The organism is Thermoanaerobacter mathranii subsp. mathranii str. A3 (genome assembly GCF_000092965.1).
In the GTDB taxonomy this organism is placed as follows: domain Bacteria; phylum Bacillota; class Thermoanaerobacteria; order Thermoanaerobacterales; family Thermoanaerobacteraceae; genus Thermoanaerobacter; species Thermoanaerobacter thermocopriae.
This window is the reverse complement of sequence record NC_014209.1, coordinates 1,737,828-1,762,421: the sequence shown is the minus strand read 5'-3', so window position 1 is coordinate 1,762,421 and position 24,594 is coordinate 1,737,828. Positions and strand designations below refer to the sequence as shown.

General features: G+C 35.0%; 19 protein-coding genes and 2 pseudogenes. 20 read left to right on the top strand and 1 reads right to left on the bottom strand.

All coding sequences use genetic code 11. The features are described from left to right. The first annotated feature begins 82 nt into the window (after positions 1 to 82). From uvrB to uvrC, 6 genes are read left to right on the top strand one after another with little or no spacing between them, the layout of a single operon-like run. Entirely contained in the window at positions 83 to 2,068 is a 1,986-nt protein-coding gene (gene uvrB, locus TMATH_RS08765; protein ID WP_013150678.1) for an excinuclease ABC subunit UvrB, read from the top strand. 9 nt (positions 2,069 to 2,077) lie between these two features. After that, positions 2,078 to 4,861 (top strand): excinuclease ABC subunit UvrA, encoded by a 2,784-nt coding sequence (uvrA, locus tag TMATH_RS08760; RefSeq protein WP_013150677.1) that lies wholly within the window; start codon positions 2,078 to 2,080, stop codon positions 4,859 to 4,861. Positions 4,862 to 4,870: 9 nt separating this feature from the next. After that, entirely contained in the window at positions 4,871 to 5,275 is a 405-nt protein-coding gene (locus tag TMATH_RS08755) for an FHA domain-containing protein (RefSeq protein WP_012995733.1), read from the top strand. A 10-nt stretch (positions 5,276 to 5,285) separates the two neighbouring features. Then, the gene (locus tag TMATH_RS08750; RefSeq protein WP_013150676.1) at positions 5,286 to 6,530 is read left to right on the top strand and encodes an FtsW/RodA/SpoVE family cell cycle protein; all 1,245 of its coding nucleotides are present in this window, start codon (positions 5,286 to 5,288) and stop codon (positions 6,528 to 6,530) included. Further along, a complete protein-coding gene (locus TMATH_RS08745) occupies positions 6,505 to 7,926 on the top strand; it encodes a peptidoglycan D,D-transpeptidase FtsI family protein (RefSeq protein ID WP_013150675.1) in 1,422 nt (473 codons plus the stop codon). The genes TMATH_RS08750 and TMATH_RS08745 overlap by 26 nt, the downstream gene beginning before the upstream one ends. A gap of 17 nt (positions 7,927 to 7,943) precedes the next feature. Next, entirely contained in the window at positions 7,944 to 9,791 is a 1,848-nt protein-coding gene (gene uvrC / locus TMATH_RS08740; protein WP_013150674.1) for an excinuclease ABC subunit UvrC, read from the top strand. Between the two features lie 318 nt (positions 9,792 to 10,109). Here uvrC and TMATH_RS08730 read toward each other — a convergent pair whose 3' ends face one another. Continuing rightward, entirely contained in the window at positions 10,110 to 11,090 is a 981-nt protein-coding gene (locus tag TMATH_RS08730; protein WP_013150672.1) for a biotin--[acetyl-CoA-carboxylase] ligase, read from the bottom strand. A 148-nt stretch (positions 11,091 to 11,238) separates the two neighbouring features. Here TMATH_RS08730 and hprK point away from each other — a divergent pair, with 148 nt between their 5' ends. The 14 genes and pseudogenes from hprK to TMATH_RS08665 all read left to right on the top strand — a co-directional run bounded on the left by hprK (position 11,239) and on the right by TMATH_RS08665 (position 24,579). Further along, on the top strand, positions 11,239 to 12,156 hold the full coding sequence (hprK, locus tag TMATH_RS08725) for an HPr(Ser) kinase/phosphatase (protein WP_012995728.1): 918 nt from the start codon (positions 11,239 to 11,241) through the stop codon (positions 12,154 to 12,156). A gap of 15 nt (positions 12,157 to 12,171) precedes the next feature. Then, on the top strand, positions 12,172 to 12,909 hold the full coding sequence (locus TMATH_RS08720) for a phosphatase (protein WP_013150671.1): 738 nt from the start codon (positions 12,172 to 12,174) through the stop codon (positions 12,907 to 12,909). Further along, entirely contained in the window at positions 12,906 to 13,844 is a 939-nt protein-coding gene (locus TMATH_RS08715; RefSeq protein ID WP_012995726.1) for an ROK family protein, read from the top strand. The genes TMATH_RS08720 and TMATH_RS08715 overlap by 4 nt, the downstream gene beginning before the upstream one ends. 12 nt (positions 13,845 to 13,856) lie before the next feature. Beyond that, positions 13,857 to 15,335: a long-chain-fatty-acid--CoA ligase gene (locus TMATH_RS08710; RefSeq protein WP_013150670.1), complete on the top strand. Its 1,479-nt coding sequence runs from the start codon at positions 13,857 to 13,859 to the stop codon at positions 15,333 to 15,335. Between the two features lie 13 nt (positions 15,336 to 15,348). Continuing rightward, positions 15,349 to 15,948, top strand: a complete 600-nt coding sequence (locus tag TMATH_RS08705; RefSeq protein ID WP_013150669.1) for a YesL family protein — start codon at positions 15,349 to 15,351, stop codon at positions 15,946 to 15,948. A gap of 132 nt (positions 15,949 to 16,080) precedes the next feature. Beyond that, positions 16,081 to 17,487, top strand: coding sequence for an AmmeMemoRadiSam system protein A (gene amrA, locus TMATH_RS08700; RefSeq protein ID WP_013150668.1), 1,407 nt, complete (start codon positions 16,081 to 16,083; stop codon positions 17,485 to 17,487). Positions 17,488 to 17,599: 112 nt separating this feature from the next. Next, positions 17,600 to 17,770: pseudogene (locus TMATH_RS11705) on the top strand (MerR family DNA-binding transcriptional regulator); the annotation flags it as partial. 48 nt (positions 17,771 to 17,818) lie between these two features. Next, positions 17,819 to 19,262 (top strand): annotated as a pseudogene (locus tag TMATH_RS08695) (IS200/IS605 family accessory protein TnpB-related protein). 178 nt (positions 19,263 to 19,440) lie between these two features. After that, positions 19,441 to 20,442: an AmmeMemoRadiSam system radical SAM enzyme gene (amrS, locus tag TMATH_RS08690; RefSeq protein WP_041591661.1), complete on the top strand. Its 1,002-nt coding sequence runs from the start codon at positions 19,441 to 19,443 to the stop codon at positions 20,440 to 20,442. Positions 20,443 to 20,565: 123 nt separating this feature from the next. Then, positions 20,566 to 20,793: a hypothetical protein gene (locus TMATH_RS08685; protein WP_013150666.1), complete on the top strand. Its 228-nt coding sequence runs from the start codon at positions 20,566 to 20,568 to the stop codon at positions 20,791 to 20,793. 66 nt (positions 20,794 to 20,859) lie between these two features. Then, positions 20,860 to 21,198 carry a hypothetical protein gene (locus TMATH_RS08680; protein WP_013150665.1) on the top strand — a complete coding sequence of 113 codons (339 nt, stop codon included), beginning with the start codon at positions 20,860 to 20,862 and terminating at the stop codon, positions 21,196 to 21,198. Between the two features lie 178 nt (positions 21,199 to 21,376). Further along, on the top strand, positions 21,377 to 22,369 hold the full coding sequence (locus tag TMATH_RS08675) for a LacI family DNA-binding transcriptional regulator (RefSeq protein WP_013150664.1): 993 nt from the start codon (positions 21,377 to 21,379) through the stop codon (positions 22,367 to 22,369). Between the two features lie 57 nt (positions 22,370 to 22,426). Further along, positions 22,427 to 23,515 (top strand): Gfo/Idh/MocA family protein, encoded by a 1,089-nt coding sequence (locus tag TMATH_RS08670; protein WP_013150663.1) that lies wholly within the window; start codon positions 22,427 to 22,429, stop codon positions 23,513 to 23,515. A 14-nt stretch (positions 23,516 to 23,529) separates the two neighbouring features. Next, a complete protein-coding gene (locus TMATH_RS08665) occupies positions 23,530 to 24,579 on the top strand; it encodes a Gfo/Idh/MocA family protein (RefSeq protein WP_013150662.1) in 1,050 nt (349 codons plus the stop codon). The last annotated feature ends 15 nt before the right edge of the window (positions 24,580 to 24,594 follow it).

Here is a 24,594-nt window from a genome sequence, read left to right as displayed (position 1 = left end):
GCCGGCTGTTTGGTTATGTTTGTGTTGACAAGTAGGGTATGCTATAATAATAAGATGATGAATTGCAAAGAGGGTAGAAAAAATGAGTGGATTTAAGTTGGTATCTAATTTTAAACCAACAGGAGATCAACCTCAAGCTATAGAGAAATTAGTTGAAGGAGTAAAAAAAGGATATAGATTTCAAACTTTACTAGGTGTCACAGGTTCTGGAAAGACTTTTACTATGGCTAATATAATACAAAAGCTAAACAGACCTACTCTTGTTATTGCCCATAATAAAACTTTAGCTGCACAATTGTACAGTGAATTTAAAGAATTTTTTCCTGAAAATGCCGTGGAATATTTTGTAAGTTATTATGACTACTATCAACCGGAAGCTTATATACCCCAAACCGACACTTATATTGAAAAAGACGCTTCTATAAATGAAGAGATAGATAAATTGAGGCACTCTGCTACCGCAGCACTTTTTGAAAGACGAGATGTCATAATTGTCGCCAGTGTTTCTTGTATATATGGGTTAGGAGACCCTATAGATTACGAAAATCTTATGCTTTCTCTAAGGCCAGGGATGATAAAAGACAGAGACGAAATAATTAAAAAGCTTGTGGATATACAATATGAAAGAAATGATGTGAATTTTACAAGAGGCAAGTTCAGGGTAAGAGGAGATGTAATAGAAATTTTCCCTGCTTCTTTTTCTAATAAGGCGATAAGGGTTGAGCTTTTTGGAGATGAAATTGACAGAATAGCGGAGATTGATGTGCTAACAGGTGAAATATTAGGCTTTAGAAAACACGTGGCTATATTTCCGGCTTCTCACTATGCTACTTCAAAAGACAAATTAGAAAGAGCAATAAAAAGCATTCGAGAAGAATTGGAGCAAAGGTATAAAGAACTTAAAGATGCTGGTAAAATAGTAGAAGCTGAAAGGCTAAAACAGAGAACAAATTATGACTTAGAGATGCTACAAGAGATGGGCTACTGCCAAGGAATAGAAAATTATTCAAGGCATATTTCAGGAAGACCTCCAGGAAGCCCTCCTTATACCCTTTTAGATTATTTTCCTAAAGATTTTCTCATTTTTATAGATGAGTCTCATGTGACAATTCCTCAGATTAGAGGAATGTACAATGGAGATAGGTCAAGGAAAGAAGCATTAGTAGAATACGGATTTAGACTTCCTTCTGCCTTTGACAATCGTCCTCTTACTTTTGAAGAGTTTGAAGAGAGAATAAATCAAGTTATCTTTGTTTCTGCAACACCAGGGCCTTATGAAATTGAACATTCAGAGCAGGTTGTTGAGCAGTTAATACGACCGACAGGTCTTGTGGATCCAGAAGTGATAGTAAAGCCTGTTAAGGGACAAGTAGATGATTTGATAGGGGAAATTAGAAAAACAGTTGATAAAGGCTTTAGAGTACTTGTTACAACCCTTACGAAAAAAATGGCTGAGGATTTAACGGATTATCTCAAGGATATGGGAATAAAAGTAAAATATTTACATTCTGATATTGAGACGATTGAAAGGGTTGAAATAATAAGAGATTTAAGGCTGGGTAAATTCGATGTTTTAATAGGCATAAACCTTTTGAGAGAGGGATTAGACATACCTGAGGTTGCTTTGGTGGCAATATTAGACGCAGACAAAGAGGGATTTTTGCGTTCAGAGACTTCCTTAATACAGACTATAGGACGTGCCGCAAGAAATGCGGAAGGACGAGTAATAATGTATGCAGATACTGTAACAAATTCTATGAAGAGAGCAATTGATGAGACGAACAGAAGAAGAAAGATACAAATGGAATATAACAAGAAACACGGTATAACTCCAAAGACTGTAATTAAGGGAGTAAGAGATGTGATTGAAGCTACTCATGTAGCTGAAGAAGAACAGAAGTACACAAGAAAGAAAGTTAAGACTTATGACCCTGAAATTATTAAGTCAACGATAGAGCAACTTGAAAAAGAAATGAAAGAAGCTGCAATTGAGTTGCAGTTTGAAAAGGCTGCAAAATTGAGAGATGTGATTTTTGAATTGAAAAAACAGTTGGAGGAAGTAGTTTGAGGTGAAATCATGGCCAAGGACAAAATTGTAATTAAAGGGGCAAGAGTTCACAATTTAAAAAATATAGATTTGGAGATTCCACGAGATAAATTAACTGTGATAACGGGTTTATCAGGCTCTGGTAAGTCTTCTCTTGCCTTTGATACCATTTATGCTGAAGGTCAGAGAAGATATGTGGAATCTTTATCCGCTTATGCAAGGCAATTTTTGGGACAAATGGACAAACCAGACGTTGATTATATAGAAGGTCTTTCACCGGCAATATCTATAGACCAAAAGACCACAAATAAAAACCCTCGTTCTACTGTAGGTACGATAACTGAGATTTACGACTATCTAAGGCTTTTATATGCAAGGGCTGGGATCCCCCATTGTCCTGTTTGCGGAAAAGAGATTAGCATGCAAACTATAGATCAGATGGTTGACAGAGTCAAAGAATTGCCGGAAGGTACAAGGATACAAATACTGGCTCCTGTTATTAGAGGAAGAAAAGGGGAATATGCTAAGCTTTTAAATGACATAAAAAAGAGTGGGTATGTCAGAGTGAAAATTGATGGAGTCATGTACGATGTAAATGAGGAGATTAAGCTTGACAAAAATAAAAAGCATACTATTGAAGTTGTGGTAGACAGGATTATTATAAAACCGGGAATAGACATGAGGCTGACGGACTCTATAGAAACAGCTTTAAAATTAGCAGATGGGATAGTTACTATTGATGTAATAGACAGAGAAAGCTTTACACTCTCTGAAAAATACGCTTGTCCAGAGTGCAACATAAGTATTGAGGAGCTTTCTCCGAGGATGTTTTCCTTCAATAGCCCTTATGGGGCTTGTCCTGTTTGCACTGGATTGGGAGAATTTATGAAGGTAGATCCAGAGCTTTTAATACAGGACACAAAAAAATCTCTAGCAAATGGCTTGTTGCCGGGAATTGTTGCTTCACAGGATAGTTATGCTTATTACAACATTTTAAGATTGATTGAACATTTTGGATATACGGAGAATACTCCTTATGAAAAGTTTAGTGAAGATTTAAAAAGTGTACTGCTTTATGGTAAAGATACAAAGGGAAAATTCTATGGATTTGAAGGGATAGTAAACAATCTTGAAAGAAGGTACAACAATACTTCTTCAGATTTTATAAAAGAAGAGATAGAAAAGTATATGAGACCAGTTACTTGTCCTGCATGCCATGGAGCAAGATTAAAGCCAGAAGCGTTAGCTGTAACTATTGGCGGACTTTCTATAAAAGAAATGACAGACCTTTCTGTTGGCGAGCTTATAAAATTTATTAATGAACTCAAATTAACAGAAAAACAAGAGATTATTGCAAAGCCAATTTTAAAAGAAATAAAGGCAAGGCTTAATTTTCTTGTAGATGTAGGCCTTGATTATTTGACTCTGTCAAGGCCCGCAGCTACTTTATCAGGTGGAGAAGCACAAAGGATAAGGTTGGCAAGTCAGATAGGCTCTGGGCTTGTAGGAGTCACATATATCTTGGACGAACCCAGCATTGGACTTCATCAAAGAGATAATGAAAGGCTTATAAATTCTTTAAAAAAATTAAGGGACCAAGGTAATACTCTTATAGTAGTAGAGCACGACGAAGATACAATATATGCGGCAGACTACATTGTGGATGTAGGGCCAGGAGCAGGTGAGCATGGAGGAGAAATTGTAGTTGCTGGTACGATAGAAGATGTATTAAAATGTGAAAAATCAATTACAGGAAAGTATTTAAGTGGTAAAATAAAGATAGAAGTGCCAAAACAGAGGAGAAAACCTAATGGAAAAGCTTTAATAGTGAAAGGAGCGAAGGAAAACAATTTAAAAAATATAGATGTGGTTTTCCCTCTTGGAGTATTTATATGTGTTACAGGGGTTTCTGGCTCAGGCAAAAGCACCCTTATAAATGAGATACTCTACAAGGCATTGGCACAAAAAATTTATAAATCCAAAGATAAACCAGGTAACCATGATACAATAGAGGGTATTGAGAATATAGACAAAGTAATAAATATTGACCAGTCTCCTATAGGCAGGACTCCTCGTTCCAATCCCGCTACCTATACAGGAGTTTTTGACTATATAAGAGAGGTTTTTGCAAATACTCCAGAAGCTAAAATGAGAGGTTATAAACCAGGGAGATTTAGTTTTAATGTTAAAGGTGGTAGGTGTGAAGCCTGCGGAGGAGATGGTATAATTAAAATTGAGATGAACTTTTTGCCGGATGTGTATATTCCCTGTGAAGTCTGCAAAGGCCAAAGGTATAATAGGGAGACATTGGAAGTAAAATATAAAGGAAAAAACATTTCGGATGTACTTAATATGACAGTAGAAGAAGCATTAGAGTTTTTTGGAAATATCCCTAGGATAAAAAATAAATTAATGACTTTATATGATGTAGGACTAGGATATATTAAGCTAGGGCAACCTTCTACTCAACTTTCAGGAGGAGAAGCCCAAAGAGTAAAATTAGCTACTGAACTTTCTAAAAGACCTACAGGTAAGACATTATATATTTTGGATGAGCCTACAACTGGATTACATTTTGCAGATGTGCATAGGCTTCTCGACGTTTTAAACAGATTAACTGATGCGGGTAATACTGTTATTGTAATTGAACACAACTTAGATGTCATAAAAAGTGCAGACTATATCATTGACTTAGGACCAGAAGGTGGAGACAAGGGTGGAATGGTAATAGCTACAGGAACACCTGAGGAAGTTGCTACTAATGAAAATTCTTATACAGGCCATTTTTTGAAAAAAGTCCTTTCTCAAAAATGAGGTGAATCTATGTATTATGCCATAGCTTCTCAGATATTAAAATATGTCCTTATTTTTCTCATCTACCTGTTTTTATACAGGGTTTTTAAAATAGTGTATATGGACATGAAAGGGGCAAGATATGAGAGGCAAATAACAGCGGCTAAACTTTCTTTTCTAAATGGAGAAAGGACTTTTAATCTTTTTGAAGTTACTACCATAGGAAGGTCTGAAGAATGCGATATAGTAATTGAAAGCCCTTATGTATCTGCAAGGCATGCTATCATACGAAAAAGGGGCAGAAGGTTTTATATACAAGATTTAAACAGCACAAATGGCACTTTTATAAATGGCAAAAGAGTAAAAGGAATTGCTAAAATAAAAAATAACGATGTAATTACTTTAGGTGATGTTGAACTTAAATTTATTTTGTAGGTGAAATCTTATGGAAGAATATATAAAAACTGGTTCTAAAGCCATGAAAGATATCTTTTGGATATTTACAATAGCGTTTTTGTTGCTTTTTATATACAATAAGCCCAAAGGATTTGATACTATATATTTTACATTAACATTTCCAATATTAATTTATATTGTTTATTACTTACATGTAAGGCTGTTCCCTTTGGGGGAAATTCAGTTTATCATTTTAACTTCTTTTTTGACAGAAATGGGACTTATAATAATATATAGAGTTGCACCAAATTTGCTCATAAAGCAGATTATTTGGATATCGATAGGATTTTTACTTTACTTTATTTCCTCATATATTTTAAAATATTACGATTTACTTAACAAACTCAAATATGGAGAAGCTATTTACATTGTCCTTACAATAGCGCTGCTGGTATCCACATTAATTTTTGGAAGGGAAATAGGTGGCGCCAAAAACTGGCTTACTTTTGGTGGAATATATATTCAGCCTGCTGAAATTGCTAAAATAATATATATAATTTTTCTAGCAAAATATTTGTGCAACAAAAAGAAGACAAAACACATAATTATTTTAGCAATAATAACTCTTGTGATTGTGGGAATATTTGTATTAGAAAAAGACTTGGGAATGGCATTTTTATTTTATGCTACTACAGTATTATTAATCTTTGTTTCTACTTCTAATCTATTGTACACTGCAGTAGGGATTGGGTTATTTGTTTTAGGAGGCTTAATATCCTACTTTTTGTTTTGGCACGTAAGAGTAAGAATTGAGGCATGGTTAAATCCTTGGATGGATGTACCGGGAAAGTCATATCAAATTGTGCAATCTCTTTTTGCCATTGCGGCAGGAGGCTTTTTTGGTACAGGGCTTGGTATGGGGCATCCCGAGTATATACCGGTTGTGGCAACTGACTTTATTTTTTCTGCTATTAGTGAAGAATTTGGACTTTTAGGGGCTGTAGCCATAATCCTTGCGTATTTTGTTATAATGTATAGAGGAATTAAAGTAGCACTAAAGGCTAAAGAGGAATTTGGTACATTACTAGCTACAGGCCTCGTTTCAATATTTAGCTTACAGGTTTTTATTATAATTGGAGGTGTCACAAAATTCATACCTCTTACAGGAGTTACCCTCCCATTTGTAAGTTATGGAGGCAGTTCTATGGTGACAAGCTTTGTGACGTTGGGTATGCTAAATGGCATAGCTCTTAAGGAGGAGCAGGAAGATGCCAAATTTGAAACACAATATTAAAATTCTATTTTGGGTTTTTTCTGCGCTTTTTTTTAGCTTAATTGCCTATTTAACTTATTTCCAGATATACGAAAGAGATAAATTAATTACAAGTTCTTATAGTATTTACAATAAAAGACTTATAGAGGAAGAAAAAAAGATATTAAGAGGAAGTATTTTGGACAGGAATGGTATCATTCTTGCAAAAAGCGTTGAGGTTGATGGGGTGCAAAAGAGGGAATACCTGGATGGCCCTGCTTTTGCCCATGTGATAGGATACAGCCGTAGAATATACCAGCAAGGAAACACAGGCATAGAAAAAGCCTATGATAGAGAACTTCTTGGAATGGTAGGAAATGACCCAATGACTATTTTAAGAAAGTTAATTTTAGCGAGAAAAAAAGTAGGAGATAATGTATATTTGACAATAGATAAAGCTCTTCAGGACCTTGCTTACAAAGAAATGGAGGGTAAAAAGGGGGCGGTTGTAGCTTTAAATCCAAAGACAGGAGAAATTTTAGCAATGGTTTCCACTCCTTCTTATGACCCCAATACTTTAGGAGAGAATTGGGAAGAAATAATGACAAGTTCTGAGCACGTAGTTTTAAATAGAGCTACGCAAGGTTTGTATCCACCAGGTTCTACATTTAAAATTATAACTACTGCTGCAGCTCTGACATATAAACCTGAATTATATGACGAGACTTTTAATTGTAAAGGGTATATAATTGTAGATGGCGATAGAATAAATGATTTTGGAGGCATTGCTCACGGAATAGAGGATTTTAAGCAGGCTTTTTATAGGTCTTGCAACTCATTTTTTATACAGCTTGGCTTGGACTTGGGAAGTGAAAATTTACAAACAATGGCTTACGCTTTTGGATTAAATAAAGGAGTTCCTTTAGAGATAGATACAGTAAAAAATCAATTTCCACCTCTTGAGAAAAGGACTAGTTTAGCAGAAACATCTATAGGGCAAGGTGAAATGCTGGTAACCCCTCTTTCAATGGCTTTAGTCGTTTCTGCCGTGGCAAACGATGGAGTTATGATGAAGCCCCATTTAATGAAATATGTAGTAGATTCTATTTCAGGAGCAGTCATTGAAAAAAGCACCCCTTCACAGTATTTAAATCCTATATCAAAAAAGGTGGCAGATACTATTAAACAATTGATGATAGGTGCTGTTAACGATAAAGAGGGGACAGGAAAAGCTGCACAAATTTCCGGCGTTACAGTTGCAGGCAAAACTGGTACTGCAGAAAATCCTCATGGGGCGCCTCACGCTTGGTTTGTAGGTTTTGCACCTGCTGAAAATCCACAAATAGTTGTAAGTGTAATAGTTGAAAATGGCGGTCAGGGCGGAAAAGTAGCAGCACCTATAGCAAGAGATATAATAAAAGCTTATTTGACTAAATGACCTGAAGGTGATGGACGATGACCATAGAAGAAAAATTAAAGCTTTTGCCTGAGAAACCTGGCGTTTATATAATGAAAGACAAAAAAGGTGAAATAATTTACGTAGGTAAAGCGATAGTTCTCAAAAACAGAGTAAGACAGTATTTTCAAAATAAAGAAAATCAATTGCCAAAAGTAAAAGTAATGCTTTCTCACGTGTCAGACTTTGAGTATATTGTTACTGATACTGAACTTGAAGCTTTGATGTTGGAATGCAATTTAATCAAAAAGTATAAGCCTAGGTATAATGTATTATTAAAAGATGACAAAAATTACCCCTATATTAAAGTTACAGTAAATGAAGAGTATCCCCGCATAATGTTTACGAGAAGGATTGAACCCGATGGGGCGAAATATTTCGGACCTTATAGCAGTGCCTTTGCAGTAAGGGAGACTATAAAACTTGTAAGAAAAATGTTTCCGATAAGGACATGTAACAGAAATATTGAAAAGGATATGAGGAAGGTTAGAGCATGTCTTTATTACCACATAGGATTGTGTTCTGCTCCTTGTACTAACAAAATAAATAAAGAAGATTATAGAAAATTAGTGGACCAAGCAGTTCTCTTCCTTGATGGAAAAAGAGATTGGCTAGTACAAAAACTTAAAGAAGACATGCAAAAAGCGGCGGAAGAATTAAGATTTGAGGAAGCAGCGAGAATTAGAGACCAGATTTTTGCTATTGAAAGTACCTCAGAAAAACAAAAGGTGGTATCAGTAGGAGAAGATGAACAGGATATAATTTCAATAGCAAGAGGTGCGGGTATTTCCTGCATACAGGTGTTCTTTGTGCGTGATGGAAAATTAAGCGGAAGAGAGCATTATTATATGAAAAATACAGAAGGCATGGAAAGAGGAGAAATAATCTCTTCTTTTATAAAGCAATTTTATGAAGGCGCTCCTTACATTCCCAAGGAAATAATAACTGATGTGGAATTAGACGAAAGAGAGCTTCTCAGTGAGTGGCTATCACAAAAGAGGGGCAACAAAGTTTTTATAACAATTCCTATGAGAGGTAAGAAAAAAGAACTGGTGGATATGGTTTATCAAAATGCTTTAGAAGCTCTTAAGAATGACATATCAATAAGAGAGGAAATTTCAAAAGATCAGGCTGTATTAGAACTCTCTAATTTAGTGGGACTTGATTATGCCAGAAGGATTGAAGCCTATGATATTTCAAATACAAGGGGACAAGACAATGTAGGAGCCATGGTGGTGTTTGTAGACGGAAAACCTAAAAAAAGTCAGTACAGAAAATTTAACGTAAAATATGTTGAAGGGCAGGACGATTATGAGAGTATGAGAGAGGTAATAGAAAGGCGTTTTTTACACGGAATTGAAGAAAAAGAGCTTATTGAAAAAGGCGAACTTGAAGAAAATAAAGCCAAATTTGCTGAAATGCCTGATTTAATATTAATAGACGGTGGTATAGGGCATGTAAATGCTGTACTGCAGGTATTGTATGGTTTAGGGATTGCTATTCCTGTTTATGGGATGGTAAAAGATTCAAAACACAGGACTCGAGGCCTTGTATCACCTCAAGGTGAAATTGATATACCTATGACTACAAAAGCTTTTCGCCTGATTGCTCAAATACAAGAAGAAGCTCACAGATTTGCGATAACTTTCCACAAAGAAAAGCAAAGCAAAAGATTCAAAAGCGAACTTCTCAATATCCCTGGTATAGGTGAAAAAAGGGCAAAAGCTTTATACGATGCTTTCAACTCTATAGAAGAAATAAAAAGGGCAAGTGTGGAGGACCTCAAAAAAGTGAAAGGAATGAATGAAAAAGCTGCTCAAGCTGTATATGAATATTTTAGAAAATAAAAAGCGTCAAGATTTTGTCTTGGATGCTTCAGCTTGTTGACAAACTTTCGAAAAGAAGATATTTTGCGCTTGGCGCGACTTGTGACAAAGCGCTAACAAAACTTAGTGAGACCGAGGGTGGAGGCAGGGCCGAAGCCACGGATGGCGGAGGCGGGCACCTTAAGGCATGGATGCCGATTGTGCCCGGTACCATGCCGGAGCCCGAAGGTCGAGTTTAGTTTTGTCGCTTTGGAACTCTGGAGCGACGATGCAAAATATCTTCTTTAAAAAATTTTGACTTTGTCAACAAATTTAAGCGTCAAGATTTTGTCTTGACGCTTAAATGTAATCCAGTAAACCTCTTACAGATACATCTCCTGACATAATACTAAGTCTTTTACCCTCTTTAGTTTCTACTATCAAACTTCCATTACTGTCAATAGTTACAGCTTTTCCCTCCATTTCACCTTCATTGTAAATAACTTTTATCTCTCTTCCTATTGTTATAGATTTTGCAATGCATATAGGTCTTATGTATTCAAAGCCTTTTTGTAAATATGTATTATAATAAAATTCCAGGTTATTTAAAATGCTGGCAGTAAGTTTTTTCCTATCAACTTTAGAATTGGTTTCTAAGTTTAAAGAAGTGGCTTTTCCTTTTAATTCTTCAGGGAAATTGTAACAATTTACATTGACTCCAATTCCTATTACCACATAGTTTATTTTGTCAATTTCTGAACTCATCTCTGTCAATATTCCACATACTTTTTTATTGTTTACTATTATATCATTTGGCCATTTTATTTTATTTTCTACATGAGATAATTCTTCAATAGCTTTAACTACAGAAATTGCCGCTACTTGTGTGAGATTAATTGCCTCCTGTGGCTGTATATTTGGTTTTAAAATGACAGACATCCAAATACCACAGCCTTTTTGAGATAGCCAACTTCTTCCCAATCGTCCTCTACCTGCTGATTGTTCTTCGGCAATAATTACTGTACCATCAGGAACTTTTGATGCGATTTCTTTTGCAAAATTATTGGTGGAATCAATAGTTAACTTATGTATATAATTTTTTCCTATAAAATTTGTAGTAAGATAAGGGGATACTTCTTCATAAATTAGCAAATCAGGCTCAGAAACTAATTTATACCCCAGTTTATGATGAGATTTTATTTGGTATCCTTCATTTTTTAATTCATTTATATGTTTCCATATAGCAGTTCTTGAGACGTTAAGTTGCTCAGATAGTTTTTGACCCGAGATATATTCTCCTTTGTTTTCTTTTAAAAATCTGATAAGTCTTTGCCTTAACATTTTTTCACCTCAAAAATTTTGATTGGCTATACACAATATTATAATTTACCTCCTTCAAGAAGAAAAGTTTTTGTCTATTTACTTATTTTCCATTAAATAATATAATTGAATTAAACGCGGCGCTTTGTTGCTAGCTGGAGGTGAAAAAGTGGATAAAATTCCTGTTGAAGCTTTGATAAGGGATTTAAATTTGGAAGTTGTGGTTGAGGCTAAAAATAATAAAATAGATATAACCACCAGTGATGTAAATAGGCCGGGATTACAGTTTTCTGGCTTTTATGAACATTTTGCATATGAGAGAGTTCAAATAGTAGGCAAAGTTGAGATGACTTTTATAGAGCAATTACCAGAAAATGTATTACCAGAGAGAGCAGACAAATTCTTTGCTTATCCTATTCCTTGTCTTATTGTAACAAGAGATTTGAATATACCTCAAGAACTTATAGATGCTGCTCAAAAGTACGATAGATATCTTTTAAGGACAAAAGAACCTTCTACCAAATTTATAAACAGATTAATAAATTACCTTGATGAAAAGCTAGCACCTCAAATTACCATTCATGGAGACCTTGTGGATGTATATGGAATAGGAGTTCTTTTGTTGGGTGAAAGTGGCATAGGAAAAAGCGAGACAGCATTAGAATTAATTAAAAGGGGACACAGGTTAGTAGCTGATGATGCAGTGGAAATCAGCAAGATAAGCGAAGATAAGCTTCAAGGAAGATCGCCGGAGGTAATAAGGCATTTTATTGAGATAAGGGGTATTGGCATACTTGACATAAAGACATTGTACGGTGTAGGGTCTGTTAGAAATACAATGAATATAGATTTGGTTATCCAATTGGAGGAGTGGGATGAAGATAAATATTATGATAGGTTAGGATTGGAGGATGAATATATTAAATTTTTAGATGTAAAAGTGCCAAAGCTTACTATACCTGTGAGACCAGGAAGAAATCTCGCGATAATAGTAGAAGTAGCAGCGATGAACCACAGGCAAAAACAGATGGGGTACAACGCTGCCCACGAACTTAATAAAAAGTTATTAAAACAAATAGGAAATTAAAAGGAGAGGATAAAGTTGAAGTTAGTTTTGGATACTCACACCCACACAATTTCCAGTGGCCACGCTTACAGTACTATTACAGAAAATGCAAGAGAGGCTTATAAAAAAGGACTTCAACTTATATGCATGACAGACCATGGGCCTAAAATGCCAGGGGCTGCTCACTTTTGGCATTTTGGGAATTTAAAAGTGCTGCCTGAAAAAATAGAGGGGGTGGAGATATTAAAAGGGGTAGAAGCTAATATAATGGATGAAGAAGGAAATTTGGACTTACCAGAAGAAATACTTAAAAAATTAGATATAGTGATTGCCAGTTTGCATGATGCGTGTTTTGAACCAAGTGACGATATAGAAAGAAACACAAAAGCTATTATAAATGCTATAAAAAACCCTTATGTAGATATAATAGGGCATCCTGGAAATCCCATCTATCCAATAGATATTGAAAAAGTTTTAATGGCTGCTAAAGAATATGGCAAATTTATTGAAATAAACAATAGCTCTTTTGTAAGTTCAAGAAAAGGTAGTGAAAAAAATTGTTTTCTCATTGCTAAAAAAGCAAAAGAATTAGGAGTAAAAATTGCTGTAGGAAGCGATGCTCATGTAAGCTTCGATATAGGAAGGTTTGAGGAAGCTCTCAAAGTTATTAAGAATGCCGGGATATGTGAAGATTTAATACTTAATACCCATGTTAAAAAAATAAAAGAGTATATTAAAGAGAAAAAACGGAGAATTGGAGGAGAGGAAGAATGAGAATTGGCGTTGACCTTGGGGGAACTAATATTGCTGTTGGATTGGTAGATGATGAAGGACGTATAGTAGCAACAGGCAGTAGACCCACAAAACCAGAAAGAGGTTATGAAGCGGTTGCCAAGGATATAGCAGAAATAGCTCTTGAGCTTATTAATAGAACTAATACTGATATAAAAGAGATTAAATCAATGGGTATTGGAGTTCCAGGAGTAGCAGACAGTGAAAAGGGTATAGTGATACGGGCAGTTAATCTTTTTTGGACAAAAGTACCTCTTGCAAAAGAAATAAAAAAATATATTGATTTGCCAATTTATATGGACAATGACGCAAATGTAGCGGCTTTGGCAGAGGCGGTATTTGGTGCTGGCAGAGGTTCAAAATCATCTGTGACAATTACTTTAGGCACAGGAGTAGGGTCTGGATTTGTTCTAGATGGCAAAATATATAACGGTGCTCACCATTTTGCACCTGAGATTGGGCACATAGTGATAGGAGACAATGGCATAAGGTGCAATTGTGGTAAGATCGGATGTTTGGAGACATACGCTTCAGCTACTGCTTTAATAAGAGAAGGGAAAAGGGCCGCTAAAAAAGACCCTAACTCTCTTATTTTAAAATTTGCAAATGGGGATATAGAAAGTATAACGGCTAAAAATGTAATTGATGCCGCAAAGCAGTATGATGAAGAGGCTATCAAGATTTTTAATGACTATGTCAAATATTTAGCTATTGGAATTGTAAATGTCATAAACATGTTTGACCCTGAAGTGATAATATTGGGTGGCGGTGTTGCAAACGCAGGAGATTTTCTCATAAAACCCCTCAAAAAAGAAGTGGCGGAGAATATTTTGTTTAAAGACCTTCCTTATGCTGACATACGAAAAGCAGAGCTTGGAAATGATGCGGGGATCATCGGTGCTGCTATACTAGGTTAAAGGAGGATAATTATGAAAATATATGAAATTTACAAAAACTCAGGAGTATCGGATAACCACATTGCTATAAAATTTAAAGACAAAATTTATACTTACAGAGAAGTTGATTCTTTAATAGATAAATACGCTTCATATTTTCAATCAATAGGTGTAAAAAAAGGGGACAGAGTAGCATTGAGCTTTCCCAATTGCCCTGAGTATATATTTTCTTTTATGGGAGCATCCAAGGCAGGGGCTATTGTTGTCCCATTGAACATGATGCTTACACTTGAAGAAATTGCTTATATAATTATGGAATCAGGAACAAGTACCATTGTTTTACATCCTTTAATAGCTCAAAAAATTGACAAGTCTCAATTGGGAAGATTGAACATTAAAAATGTTGTCATTTTAGATGAAAATACGATTGCTACTATATTAAAGATGAAAGTAGCTAAACCTGTTGATGTAGAAGCTGATGAAGTTTGTGCTTATTTATATACATCAGGGACGACTGGAAAACCAAAAGGCGCAATGCTTACTCACAATAATTTCCTTGCTGATGTAAAAGCGTTGGATGAAGTTTCTGATTTGGGACCAAACGATAATTTTTTGGCTTTATTGCCTTTATTTCACAGTTTTTCATGGACAGTTAACATACTTCTTGGGTTTTATTTAGGTGCTACTATTACGATAAAAGAAAGTTTTATGCCAAAAGATACATTAGAAACGCTAACCAATGAAGATGTAACCGTATTCTGCGGTGTGCCTTCAATGTTTGCAGTTTTAATGAGAATGGCAGAAAAAGGTCAGTTTAAAGCATTAAGGTTAGCAATATCTGGAGGAGCTCCTTTAGCTCCTGAGATACAAAGAGGATTTGAGGAAAAATTTAATTTTCCGCTTGTAGAAGGCTATGGCTTAACTGAAGCGGCTCCTGTTGCACTTTTGAATCCTTTAGAACCTGATGCTATAAGGAAACCGGGGTCTATAGGATTGCCACTTCCTTGTGTTGAAGCGAAAGTAGTAGATGAAAATGACAACGAACTTTCCGTTGGAGAAATAGGAGAGCTTGTTTTAAAAGGGCCTAATATAATGGTGGGGTATCACAACATGCCAGAAGAAACTGCCAAGACTTTAAGGGGTGGTTGGCTCCACACGGGTGACCTTGCAAAAAAAGATGAAGACGGATATTTTTACATTGTAGACAGACTAAAAGATATGATAATATTAGGTGGGTTTAATGTATATCCGAGGGAAGTAGAAGATGCCTTGTTAGAGCATCCTGATGTTTTAGAAGTGGCTGTAATAGGTGTAGGTGACCAGTTAAAGGGAGAAGAAGTCAAAGCTTTTGTGGTATTAAAAGAGGGAGCAAAAGCCGACAAAAAGGAGCTTCAAAACTTTTTAAAAAATAAACTGGCACCATATAAAATTCCAAAGATTTTTGAGTTTGTACCTAAACTACCTAAGAATGCGGCAGGAAAAATAGAAAAGAAATTGTTAAAAGAGATGTAAAGGTGAAAATGCAATGAGAGATTCAAAACTTTATGACATAGCTTATTTTATAAGTGATTTAATGATATTAAACTTTCTGTGGATTGTATTTTCGCTTCCTATAGTGACACTTTTTCCCTCTACAGAAGCTCTTCTTCATTCTGTGCATCTTTTAAGAAAAGACGAAGGAGAAGGAGTATGGAGAGAATTTTGGAAAGCTTTTAAAAAACACTTTCATTGGATGCTTATAAATTTTGTGGTTACTGTTGCTGTTATTTTAATACTTTATGTAGATGTAAAATTTTTTACACATCAAAACACAGTTTTTGGATATATTCTTGCTGGTTTATTATTGTCAATGGGGTTTATGTTTTTAATTACATTAATTTATACTTTTTTGACAAGCCAATATTATGAAGGAAGTCTCTTTAACTTATGGAAGACTTCATTTATATTAGGACTTGGACATTTACCCCAAACAATGCTTATAATTTTGACGTTGTTAGCTGCTTTTATTCTTGCCAATATTATACCAATATTGGTTTTTATAATATTAGCAAGTGGCTCAGCTTATATAATAGATATGATTTTTGAGGGAATAATTAGGAAGTATATAAAGAAAGATGAGGAATAAAATAATTAACACAGGCATTAAAATTATGTAATTTTTAAAAAGCTTCACCCTAATATTAATTTATAAGGGATGAAGCTTTTGTTATTGTGGTATAATCAATATATGAAAAATAAATTTTTCGAGGTGTTAAAAATGGGAACCTTGTTGTCTTGTTATCTCATGCCTCATCCACCTATAATCATACCTGAAGTAGGGAGAGGAGAAGAAAAAAAGATTCAAAAGACGATAGATTCACTTAATACTGTTTCAGGCAGCATAAAAGAAAAAAAGCCTGATACAATAGTAGTTGTCACTCCTCACGGATACGTTTTTAGAGATGCTGTGGCAGTGACTGTTTTTCCTGGTTTAGAAGGGGACCTTGGACAGTTTGGTGCAAGAGGTGTAAGGTTTGAATTTGAGAATGATTTAGAACTTGTTGAAAAAATTGTAGAAGAATCGAGAAAAAAAGATATACCTATTGCAGAGATAAATGATGAATTAATCAAAAGATACGCCCTTTCAAAAAAACTTGACCATGGAACGATGGTACCTTTGTATTTTGTAAAAAAACATTATTCTAACTTTAAATTAGTACATATTTCTTATGGATTTTTGTCCTTTGAACAGCTTTATGAATTTGGTACTGCAATTGGAGATGCTATAAGAAATTCAAACAAAAAGGTCGTTTTTATCGCCAGTGGGGATTTATCTCACAAATTGACTCCCAATAGTCCGAATGGCTATACGCCAAAGGGAGAAGTTTTTGACAAAAAACTTCTAGACTTGCTTTCTGAGATGAAGGTAGAAGAAATAATTGGAATGGACAAAGGCCTAATTGAAGAAGCTGCAGAGTGTGGATTTAGATCGGTTTGTGTTATGCTGGGAGCTCTAGATGGATATGAGGTTAAAGCGGGAGTATTATCTCATGAGGGACCTTTTGGGGCAGGATATGGTGTTGTACAATTTGACGTTGGGGAGTACAAAGGCACAAGTCTGGTAGAAAAATTGTACAGATTAAAAAGACAAAGGATTGAAGAGATAAGGCAAAAAGAAGACCACTATGTGAAACTTGCAAGAGAAAGCCTTGAATATTATGTGAAAAATAGAAAGACAATGCCAGTACCACAAGGTTTGCCGGAAGAGATGTATAGTAGGAGAGCGGGAGTTTTTGTTTCTCTTCACAAAGATGGGGAATTAAGAGGATGCATAGGTACAGTGTTTCCACAGCAAAAGAACATAGCAGAAGAAATAATAAAAAATGCCATAAGTGCAGGTTTTGAAGATCCTCGCTTTGAACCTGTAGAGGAGTATGAACTGAAGGATATTGAGTATTCAGTGGATGTTTTGACACCTCCTCAACCTGTTAAATCAAAACAAGAACTTAACCCCAAAAAGTACGGAGTAATAGTGAGAAAAGGCTATCGTTCAGGATTGCTTTTACCTGACTTAGAAGGAGTGGACACTGTTGAAGAACAAATTTCTATTGCTTTGAGAAAAGCTGGAATTAGTCCAGATGAGGATTACACCATAGAAAAATTTGAAGTTGAAAGACATAAATAGTAAGGTAAAAAGGAGGTCAAAACAGTTGGAATTAGTAGTAAAAAATGATACACCTTTAATTGAGTGATAATGAATGTTATTAACTATAAAAAAGGTTAAATAGCTATATGATATAAGCAGAATTACATTAATAAACTGGGAAAAGGAAGGATTAATAACCCCAGTTAGAACACCAAAAGGAAGAAGATACAAAAAAGAAGATATAGAGAAGTTATTAGGCATGCTGGAAGAAAAACCAAAACCTAAAGTAGTTTTGTATGAAGGAGTGTCCACAAAAAAGCAATAGTAACATCTTTCGCAGCAAAAATTTACGGACAAAGGAGCAAAAAGCATGATAGTAATACAGGCTAAACTCATTTTTCTAAATCAACAAGACAAACAAATAGTATTAGACTTAATGAGAAGATGGTCCTCCTGCATGAGATTTGCATACAAAAGGCTTCTAGAAGGTTATGATAGAAAAACATTAAAAAGAGACCTTCAAGGGATTTTCAATTTAAACTCAAGATATGTAGATGATGCAATAATGAAAGCAATAGGTGTATTAAAATCATCTAGACAATTAGACAACAATCCAAAGAAAGTCATTTTTGGAGGAAGAGACTTATTTAGAAAACTTCAAAAGCGCCATATAAATGGGAAAGAATATCAAAAGCTAAAAACAAAGTGGCAAGAAAGAAGAAAAGGAAATCTCTATTCAAGAGGGGATTAAAAGCAAAAAGGGAAATCTCAACACAAGGATAGAAGTAAAAGAAAATGGCACTTTCTTAAGGATAAATGTAGGGGAAAGAAAATATGTCTATGCCAGAATAGAAGTAGGCTACAAAAAGAATAAGAGAAGAGAAGAACTTCTACAGGAAATTAGAGAATCAAACATACCCTACTCTGTAGAATTAAAACTTAAAAATGGCAATATATACGCCTATTTTGCTATTGAAGAAGAATATTCAGAAATAAAAATAACAAAAGAAAAAGGAGCAATAGGGATAGATATAAATGCATATCCGTACAACATATCATGGGCAGAGACAGATGAAAAAGGGAATCTAATAAACTATGATAAAATGTCAATGCCAGAGCTTGCAAGTGGAAATAAAGACAAAAGAGAATACTTCAGATGGCACTATGCTCATGAAATAGTAAAAATAGCAAAAGAAAAAGGAAAAGCAATTGTAATTGAAGAATTAGAAATAAAAGACAAAGGCAGAAGAGGGGACTTTTCAGGGAGAAAATCAAGAAGAATAAGACATAACTTTAGCTATAAATCACTTCTTTCAAAAATAAAAACACTGGCAAAAAGAGAAGGGATAGAAGTAATAGAAGTCAATCCTTCTTACACCTCAATAATAGGCATGTTAAAATATGCACCGCAGTACATGATAACAAAAGACATAGCAGCAGCCTATGTAATAGCAAGAAGAGGGTTGGGGCTTCAAGAAAAGATACCAGACAATTATATAAAGTTTCTCAATACATTAACTGTAAATGAATTAGAAGAATTAAAAGAGCATGTAAAGAAAACAGTCAGAAACAAAAAGTTAAAGATAAAGAAGAAACACTTAAAAGAGATAAAGAAAGCGATAGAATTTCTACAAAGCCTTGAGAGTGAGCCAGGAAGGGTGCTGAAACCTCTGGATGGAACAAGTTTTAGTGCCTATGATTTCTGGCAAGTTCTTAAGGTAGCGGTGGTGACTCCACTCTCTCCTGAGAAGGTACCAAGAGATTTCTCTGCCCTAAAAAAACTATTAATTCAGGGCAAGTGGGGAGACCCGTAAGGGCGTGAGTTCCTGCTTCTTGGGGCAGGGGCTATGGGAGTGCTTAAATACCGCCTGCTGGGAATAGGCACTCTCTGAAAGGGCGGACTATAAATAGCCCAGCCTTCTAAACTAGTGCAGTTTTGCACAGTTTAGATGACCAGGGAGGAGCCATTTCTCGGTTTAAGTTGATGGAGAAATGGTGTCTTTTACTATGTTAAAAGAGGTTATGTTCTATAAAAAACTAGAGAATAATGTTGTAGAATGTTTATTATGTCCTCATAATTGCCGTATAAATGAAGGAAAGTACGGAGTCTGCAATGTGAGAAACAATATAAACGGAATATTAGTGACCGAAAATTACGGTACTATCACCTCTGCAGCATTAGACCCAATTGAGAAAAAGCCTCTTTATCACTTTTATCCCGGCAGATATATATTTTCAGTAGGGACCTATGGCTGTAATTTGAAATGTAAGTTTTGTCAAAATTGGGAGATATCACAACAAAGATTAAAAGGCGAATACGTCCTGCCAGAACAGGTAATAGCTGCTACAAAAAAGCAGAGAGATAATATAGGGATTGCTTTTACTTATAACGAGCCTTCCATATGGTATGAATACGTATATGACTGTTTAATTGAGGCTAAAAAAGAAGGTTTAAAAACCGTTCTTGTCACAAATGGATATATAAATTTAGAACCTTTAAAAAGTTTATTACCTTATGTGGATGCCATGAATATAGATGTAAAAGCCTATACAGAGGATTTTTATAAAAAAATTTGTTCTGGAAAGTTGCACCCCGTCTTAGAAACTGTTGAACAGGCTTCAAAACACTGTCATGTGGAGGTTACAAATTTAATAATTACTGATTTAAATGACAAAAAGGAAGAGATAGAAAGTTTAGTAAAATGGCTTTCTCAAATTGACAAAAATATTCCTTTGCATTTTTCAAGGTATTTTCCAAATTATAAACTAGATAATCCATCTACTCCTTTGGATACACTCCGAAGAGCTTATGAGATAGGGAAAAAATATTTAAATTTTGTCTATGTAGGAAATGTCATGGGATTCGACAACAATACCTATTGTCCTTATTGTGAAAATTTGCTTGTTAAAAGAGATTATTGGCATGTTAAGCTAGTAGGTTTGGAAGAGAGCAAGTGCAAAAAATGTGGAAATAGTGTAAATATTATAAATTGAAAGGGCGTAAAAAGCCCATTTTTTGTTGTGAAGGATGCCGACAGAGACCCTGCCGGAGTAACACTATTATTGCAATATTCATATATTGTCTTTAGATTACGTTTTTGAGGAGGGAACAATATAATGGATGACATAAAGAAAGAATTTCAAAAAGCTCTTGAAACATTAAAAAATGCGATGGAATTGTCTTTTAAAGAATACAAAAAAAATCCGTCTAAGAAGAATGAAATAATTGGACTTTGGGAATATACATTAGGTGAATTTTTTCAATATTTTTACAAAGTTAGTGAAAAATACGATGCAAAAGACTTATATAAAGCAATAACAAAAGTTATGATTTTTGGGAAATAACACATTAAATCATATAAAAAATTATTGGACAAAATATTAATGAAACCAAAGGGAGGAGGAAGGGATATGGGAATTTTGAAATTTCTTTCCTCCAGAAAATTTTACTGGGGGATTGGAGCAGCTGCATTAGGTTTAATGCTCTTCCCGAAAGCCCAAAAAAACATGAAACCATCACTGGAAAAAAGCGTTAAAGAATTGCAAGAAGTTGTAAACAAACTTGCAGAATTTTTTGATAATAGGAGACAAATGTTAATTGAAACAGTTAAAAACAAGATGGAAGAGTTAAGAGAGCAAGAGAGTCAGAAAGAAGAAATAATTAAGCAAAAACAACAAGCACTACAGCAATTAGAATACCTTAAAAATAAGATACAAACTCTTGAAGAGCAGATAAAAACATTAGAATGATAGTTTTGCTCAACCGATAAGGTTGAGCTTTTTGTAAAAGTATGAAAATTTATTTGTTGCTATTGATTTTTTATAATTTAGAGGTATAATAGTAAATGTAATGCGTTACACATTTTATTAGATATGTCTCTGAAAATCAATGAAAAATATTATGTAATCTGTTACACAGGAGGTTATGATGGCTAATATTAGAGAAGTTGCTAAAAGAGCAGGAGTCTCTGTTGCAACAGTATCAAGAGTTTTAAATGGCAGTGACTCGGTGTCTGAAGAAACAAAGGAAAGAGTATTAAAAGCGATAAAAGAATTAAATTACCATCCTAATCTTCTTGGAAGAAATTTAAGGCGGGCAGAAACAAGAATGATACTGGCTTTAATGCCTAATGTATCAAATCCTTTTTATGCACGTGTTGTAAAGGGAATAGAAGATGTAGCTCATAAAAATGGATATAATGTAATGCTTTGCAATACTGATTCTGATATTAATAGAGAAAAAGCATATCTTGAACTTTTAAAAAACAGGTTAGCAGATGGTGTTATTTTTATGGCACCAGTGATGAGCAAAGAGGAATTGACTTTGATAGGACAAAATTATCCTGTTATTCAATGTTGTGAATACATAGAAGGGGCTGGAGTATCATATGTATCTATAGACAACTTTTCTGCAGCTTACAAAGCTGTGAAGCATTTGATAGGATTGGGACATAAAAAAATAGGAATGATAAGCTGTGAAAATAACTTTGTATCTACGAAGCAGAGGGAAGCGGGTTATAAAAAAGCTCTTGAAGATTCAGGGATAGAATTTGACGAAAAGCTTATGAAATACGGAGATTACAGCTTTAAAAGCGGAGTAAGAGCAGCGAAACAGCTTTTGGCGATGGAAGAAAGGCCTACTGCTATATTTGCTATCTCTGACATCATGGCTATTGGAGCTATAAGAGCGATAAAGGAAGAAGGGCTTAAAGTCCCTGAGAATATAGCGGTTGTAGGCTTTGATGATATAAGCTTTGCTTCTATGTATGACCCTATGCTTACAACTATTTCACAGCCCAAATACGATTTAGGATGTGTTGCTATGGAACTACTGATAAAACACATGAGCGGTAAATTAGAAGAACCACAGAGGATTTTTTTAGAGCATGAGTTAATAATAAGAGAGTCGACAGTAAAATAAAGAATAAAGTTTTGTCTTAAAAATACAAATTTAAATATAATCAAGGGAGGAATTTTTATGGTAAAAGAAAAACTTAGAGTAGGAATTATAGGTTGTGGAGGAATTGCTTTTGGCAAACACATGCCCTCTTTGGCAAAACTAGACAATGTTGAAATGGTGGCCTTTTGTGACATCATAGAAGAGAGGGCGGAGAAAGCGGCAAAAGAATATGGTACAAAAGACGCGAAAGTGTACACAGATTACAAAAAACTTCTTGAAGATAAAACAATAGATGTGGTTCATGTCTTAACTCCCAACAAGTCTCATGCAGACATAACTGTTGATGCTCTTTATGCAGGAAAACATGTAATGTGTGAGAAGCCTATGGCTAAGACTGCTGCAGATGCCAGAAGAATGGTGGAAGCATATAAGAAAACAGGTAAGAAACTCACTATAGGGTATCAAAATCGCTTTAGACCAGATTCTCAATATTTACATAAAGTTTGTCAAAATGGTGAACTAGGGGAAATATATTTTGCTAAGGCTCATGCTATACGTCGCCGTGCGGTACCTACATGGGGTGTTTTCTTAAATGAAGAAGAGCAAGGTGGTGGCCCTTTAATCGATATAGGAACACATGCCCTTGATTTGACATTGTGGATGATGAATAACTATAAGCCTAAAGTTGTAATGGGAAGCGCCTATTATAAATTAGGCAAAAGAGCAAATGCTGCGAATGCTTGGGGGCCATGGGATCCTGAAAAGTTCACAGTTGAAGATTCAGCTTTTGGATTTATAGTAATGGAGAATGGGGCTACCATTATATTAGAGTCCAGTTGGGCTTTAAATACTTTAGAGGTTGGCGAGGCTATGACCACTTTGTGTGGAACAGAAGGCGGAGCTGACATGAGAGATGGACTTCGCATAAATGGAGAGAAATTTGGAAGGCTTTATACAACTAAAGTTTCTACTGATGTAGGTGGAGTAGATTTCTATGAAGGTAAATCAGATGACCCAGGATTTTTAGAAGCAAAAGCTTGGATTGATTGCATCATAAACGATACAGAGCCTGTTGTAAAACCAGAAGAAGCTCTTGTAGTAACTGAGATACTAGAGGCTATTTATACATCTGCGAAAACAGAAGAACCAGTATATTTTAACAGGTAAATGGAGGCTTTTGTATGGGAAAACTTAAATATGCATGTGTTGGCGCAGGGTCAGTTGCTGATTACAAACACTTAAATGGTTATTCAAAAGTAGAAGGAATAGAAATTGTAGCCATATCTGATCCAGATATAGAAGCTGCAAAAAGATTAGCGGAAAAGTACAATATACCTCACGTTTATACAGATTATGAAGAAATGTTTGAAAGAGAAAAACCAGACTTAATAAGCGTATGTACTCCTAATTATTTACATGCGCCTATTTCTATAAAAGCGATGGAAAAGGGAATTCATGTGCATTGTGAAAAACCTATAACTCTAAATGCAAAAGAAGCTTATGAGGTCATTGAATCAAAAAATAAATACAAAAGGAAGTTTATGGTAGGATTAAATAATAGGTTTACAAATGAATCTTTCTTTGTAAAAAGATATATAAAGGAAGGGTATATAGGCGAAATATACCATGTAAAGACTGGCTGGAGGAGAAGGAGAGGCATTCCTGGAAAGGGCGGATGGTTTACAAATAAGAAATTGTCTGGAGGAGGCCCATTAATTGATTTAGGTGTACATTTTTTAGACTTAGTCTTGTATTTCATGGGATACCCTAAAGCTCAATCTGTGTCAGCAGCTACTTATTCTAAGTTTTCAAATAGCAACAGTTTAAACAGCTGGAATTATGCAAAAAGCGGGGATGGAATTTACGATGTGGAGGATATGGCAGTAGGCTTTGTAAGGCTTAAAAATGGTGCCACAATTGACTTTGAATTCAGCTGGGCTTCCAACATTGAGGGAGATTACAATTACTATGAAATTTTGGGTGATAAAGGTGGCATATGGTTTAAAAACGGACATCTTAAAGTATTTTCGGAAATTTTTGATACATTGATTGACATAGTTCCTGACACCAATTATCCAAAGTCGCCTTTAAATGAATTTGAACATTTTGTTGACTGTATAAAAAATGACAAAGAGCCTTTGGCTTCTGCTGAAGAAGGGGCAATTCTCATGGAAATAATAGACGGTGCCTATGAATCAGCTGAAAAAGGTAAGGAAATAGTTTTAGGTTAAAGGGGGAAAAAATTA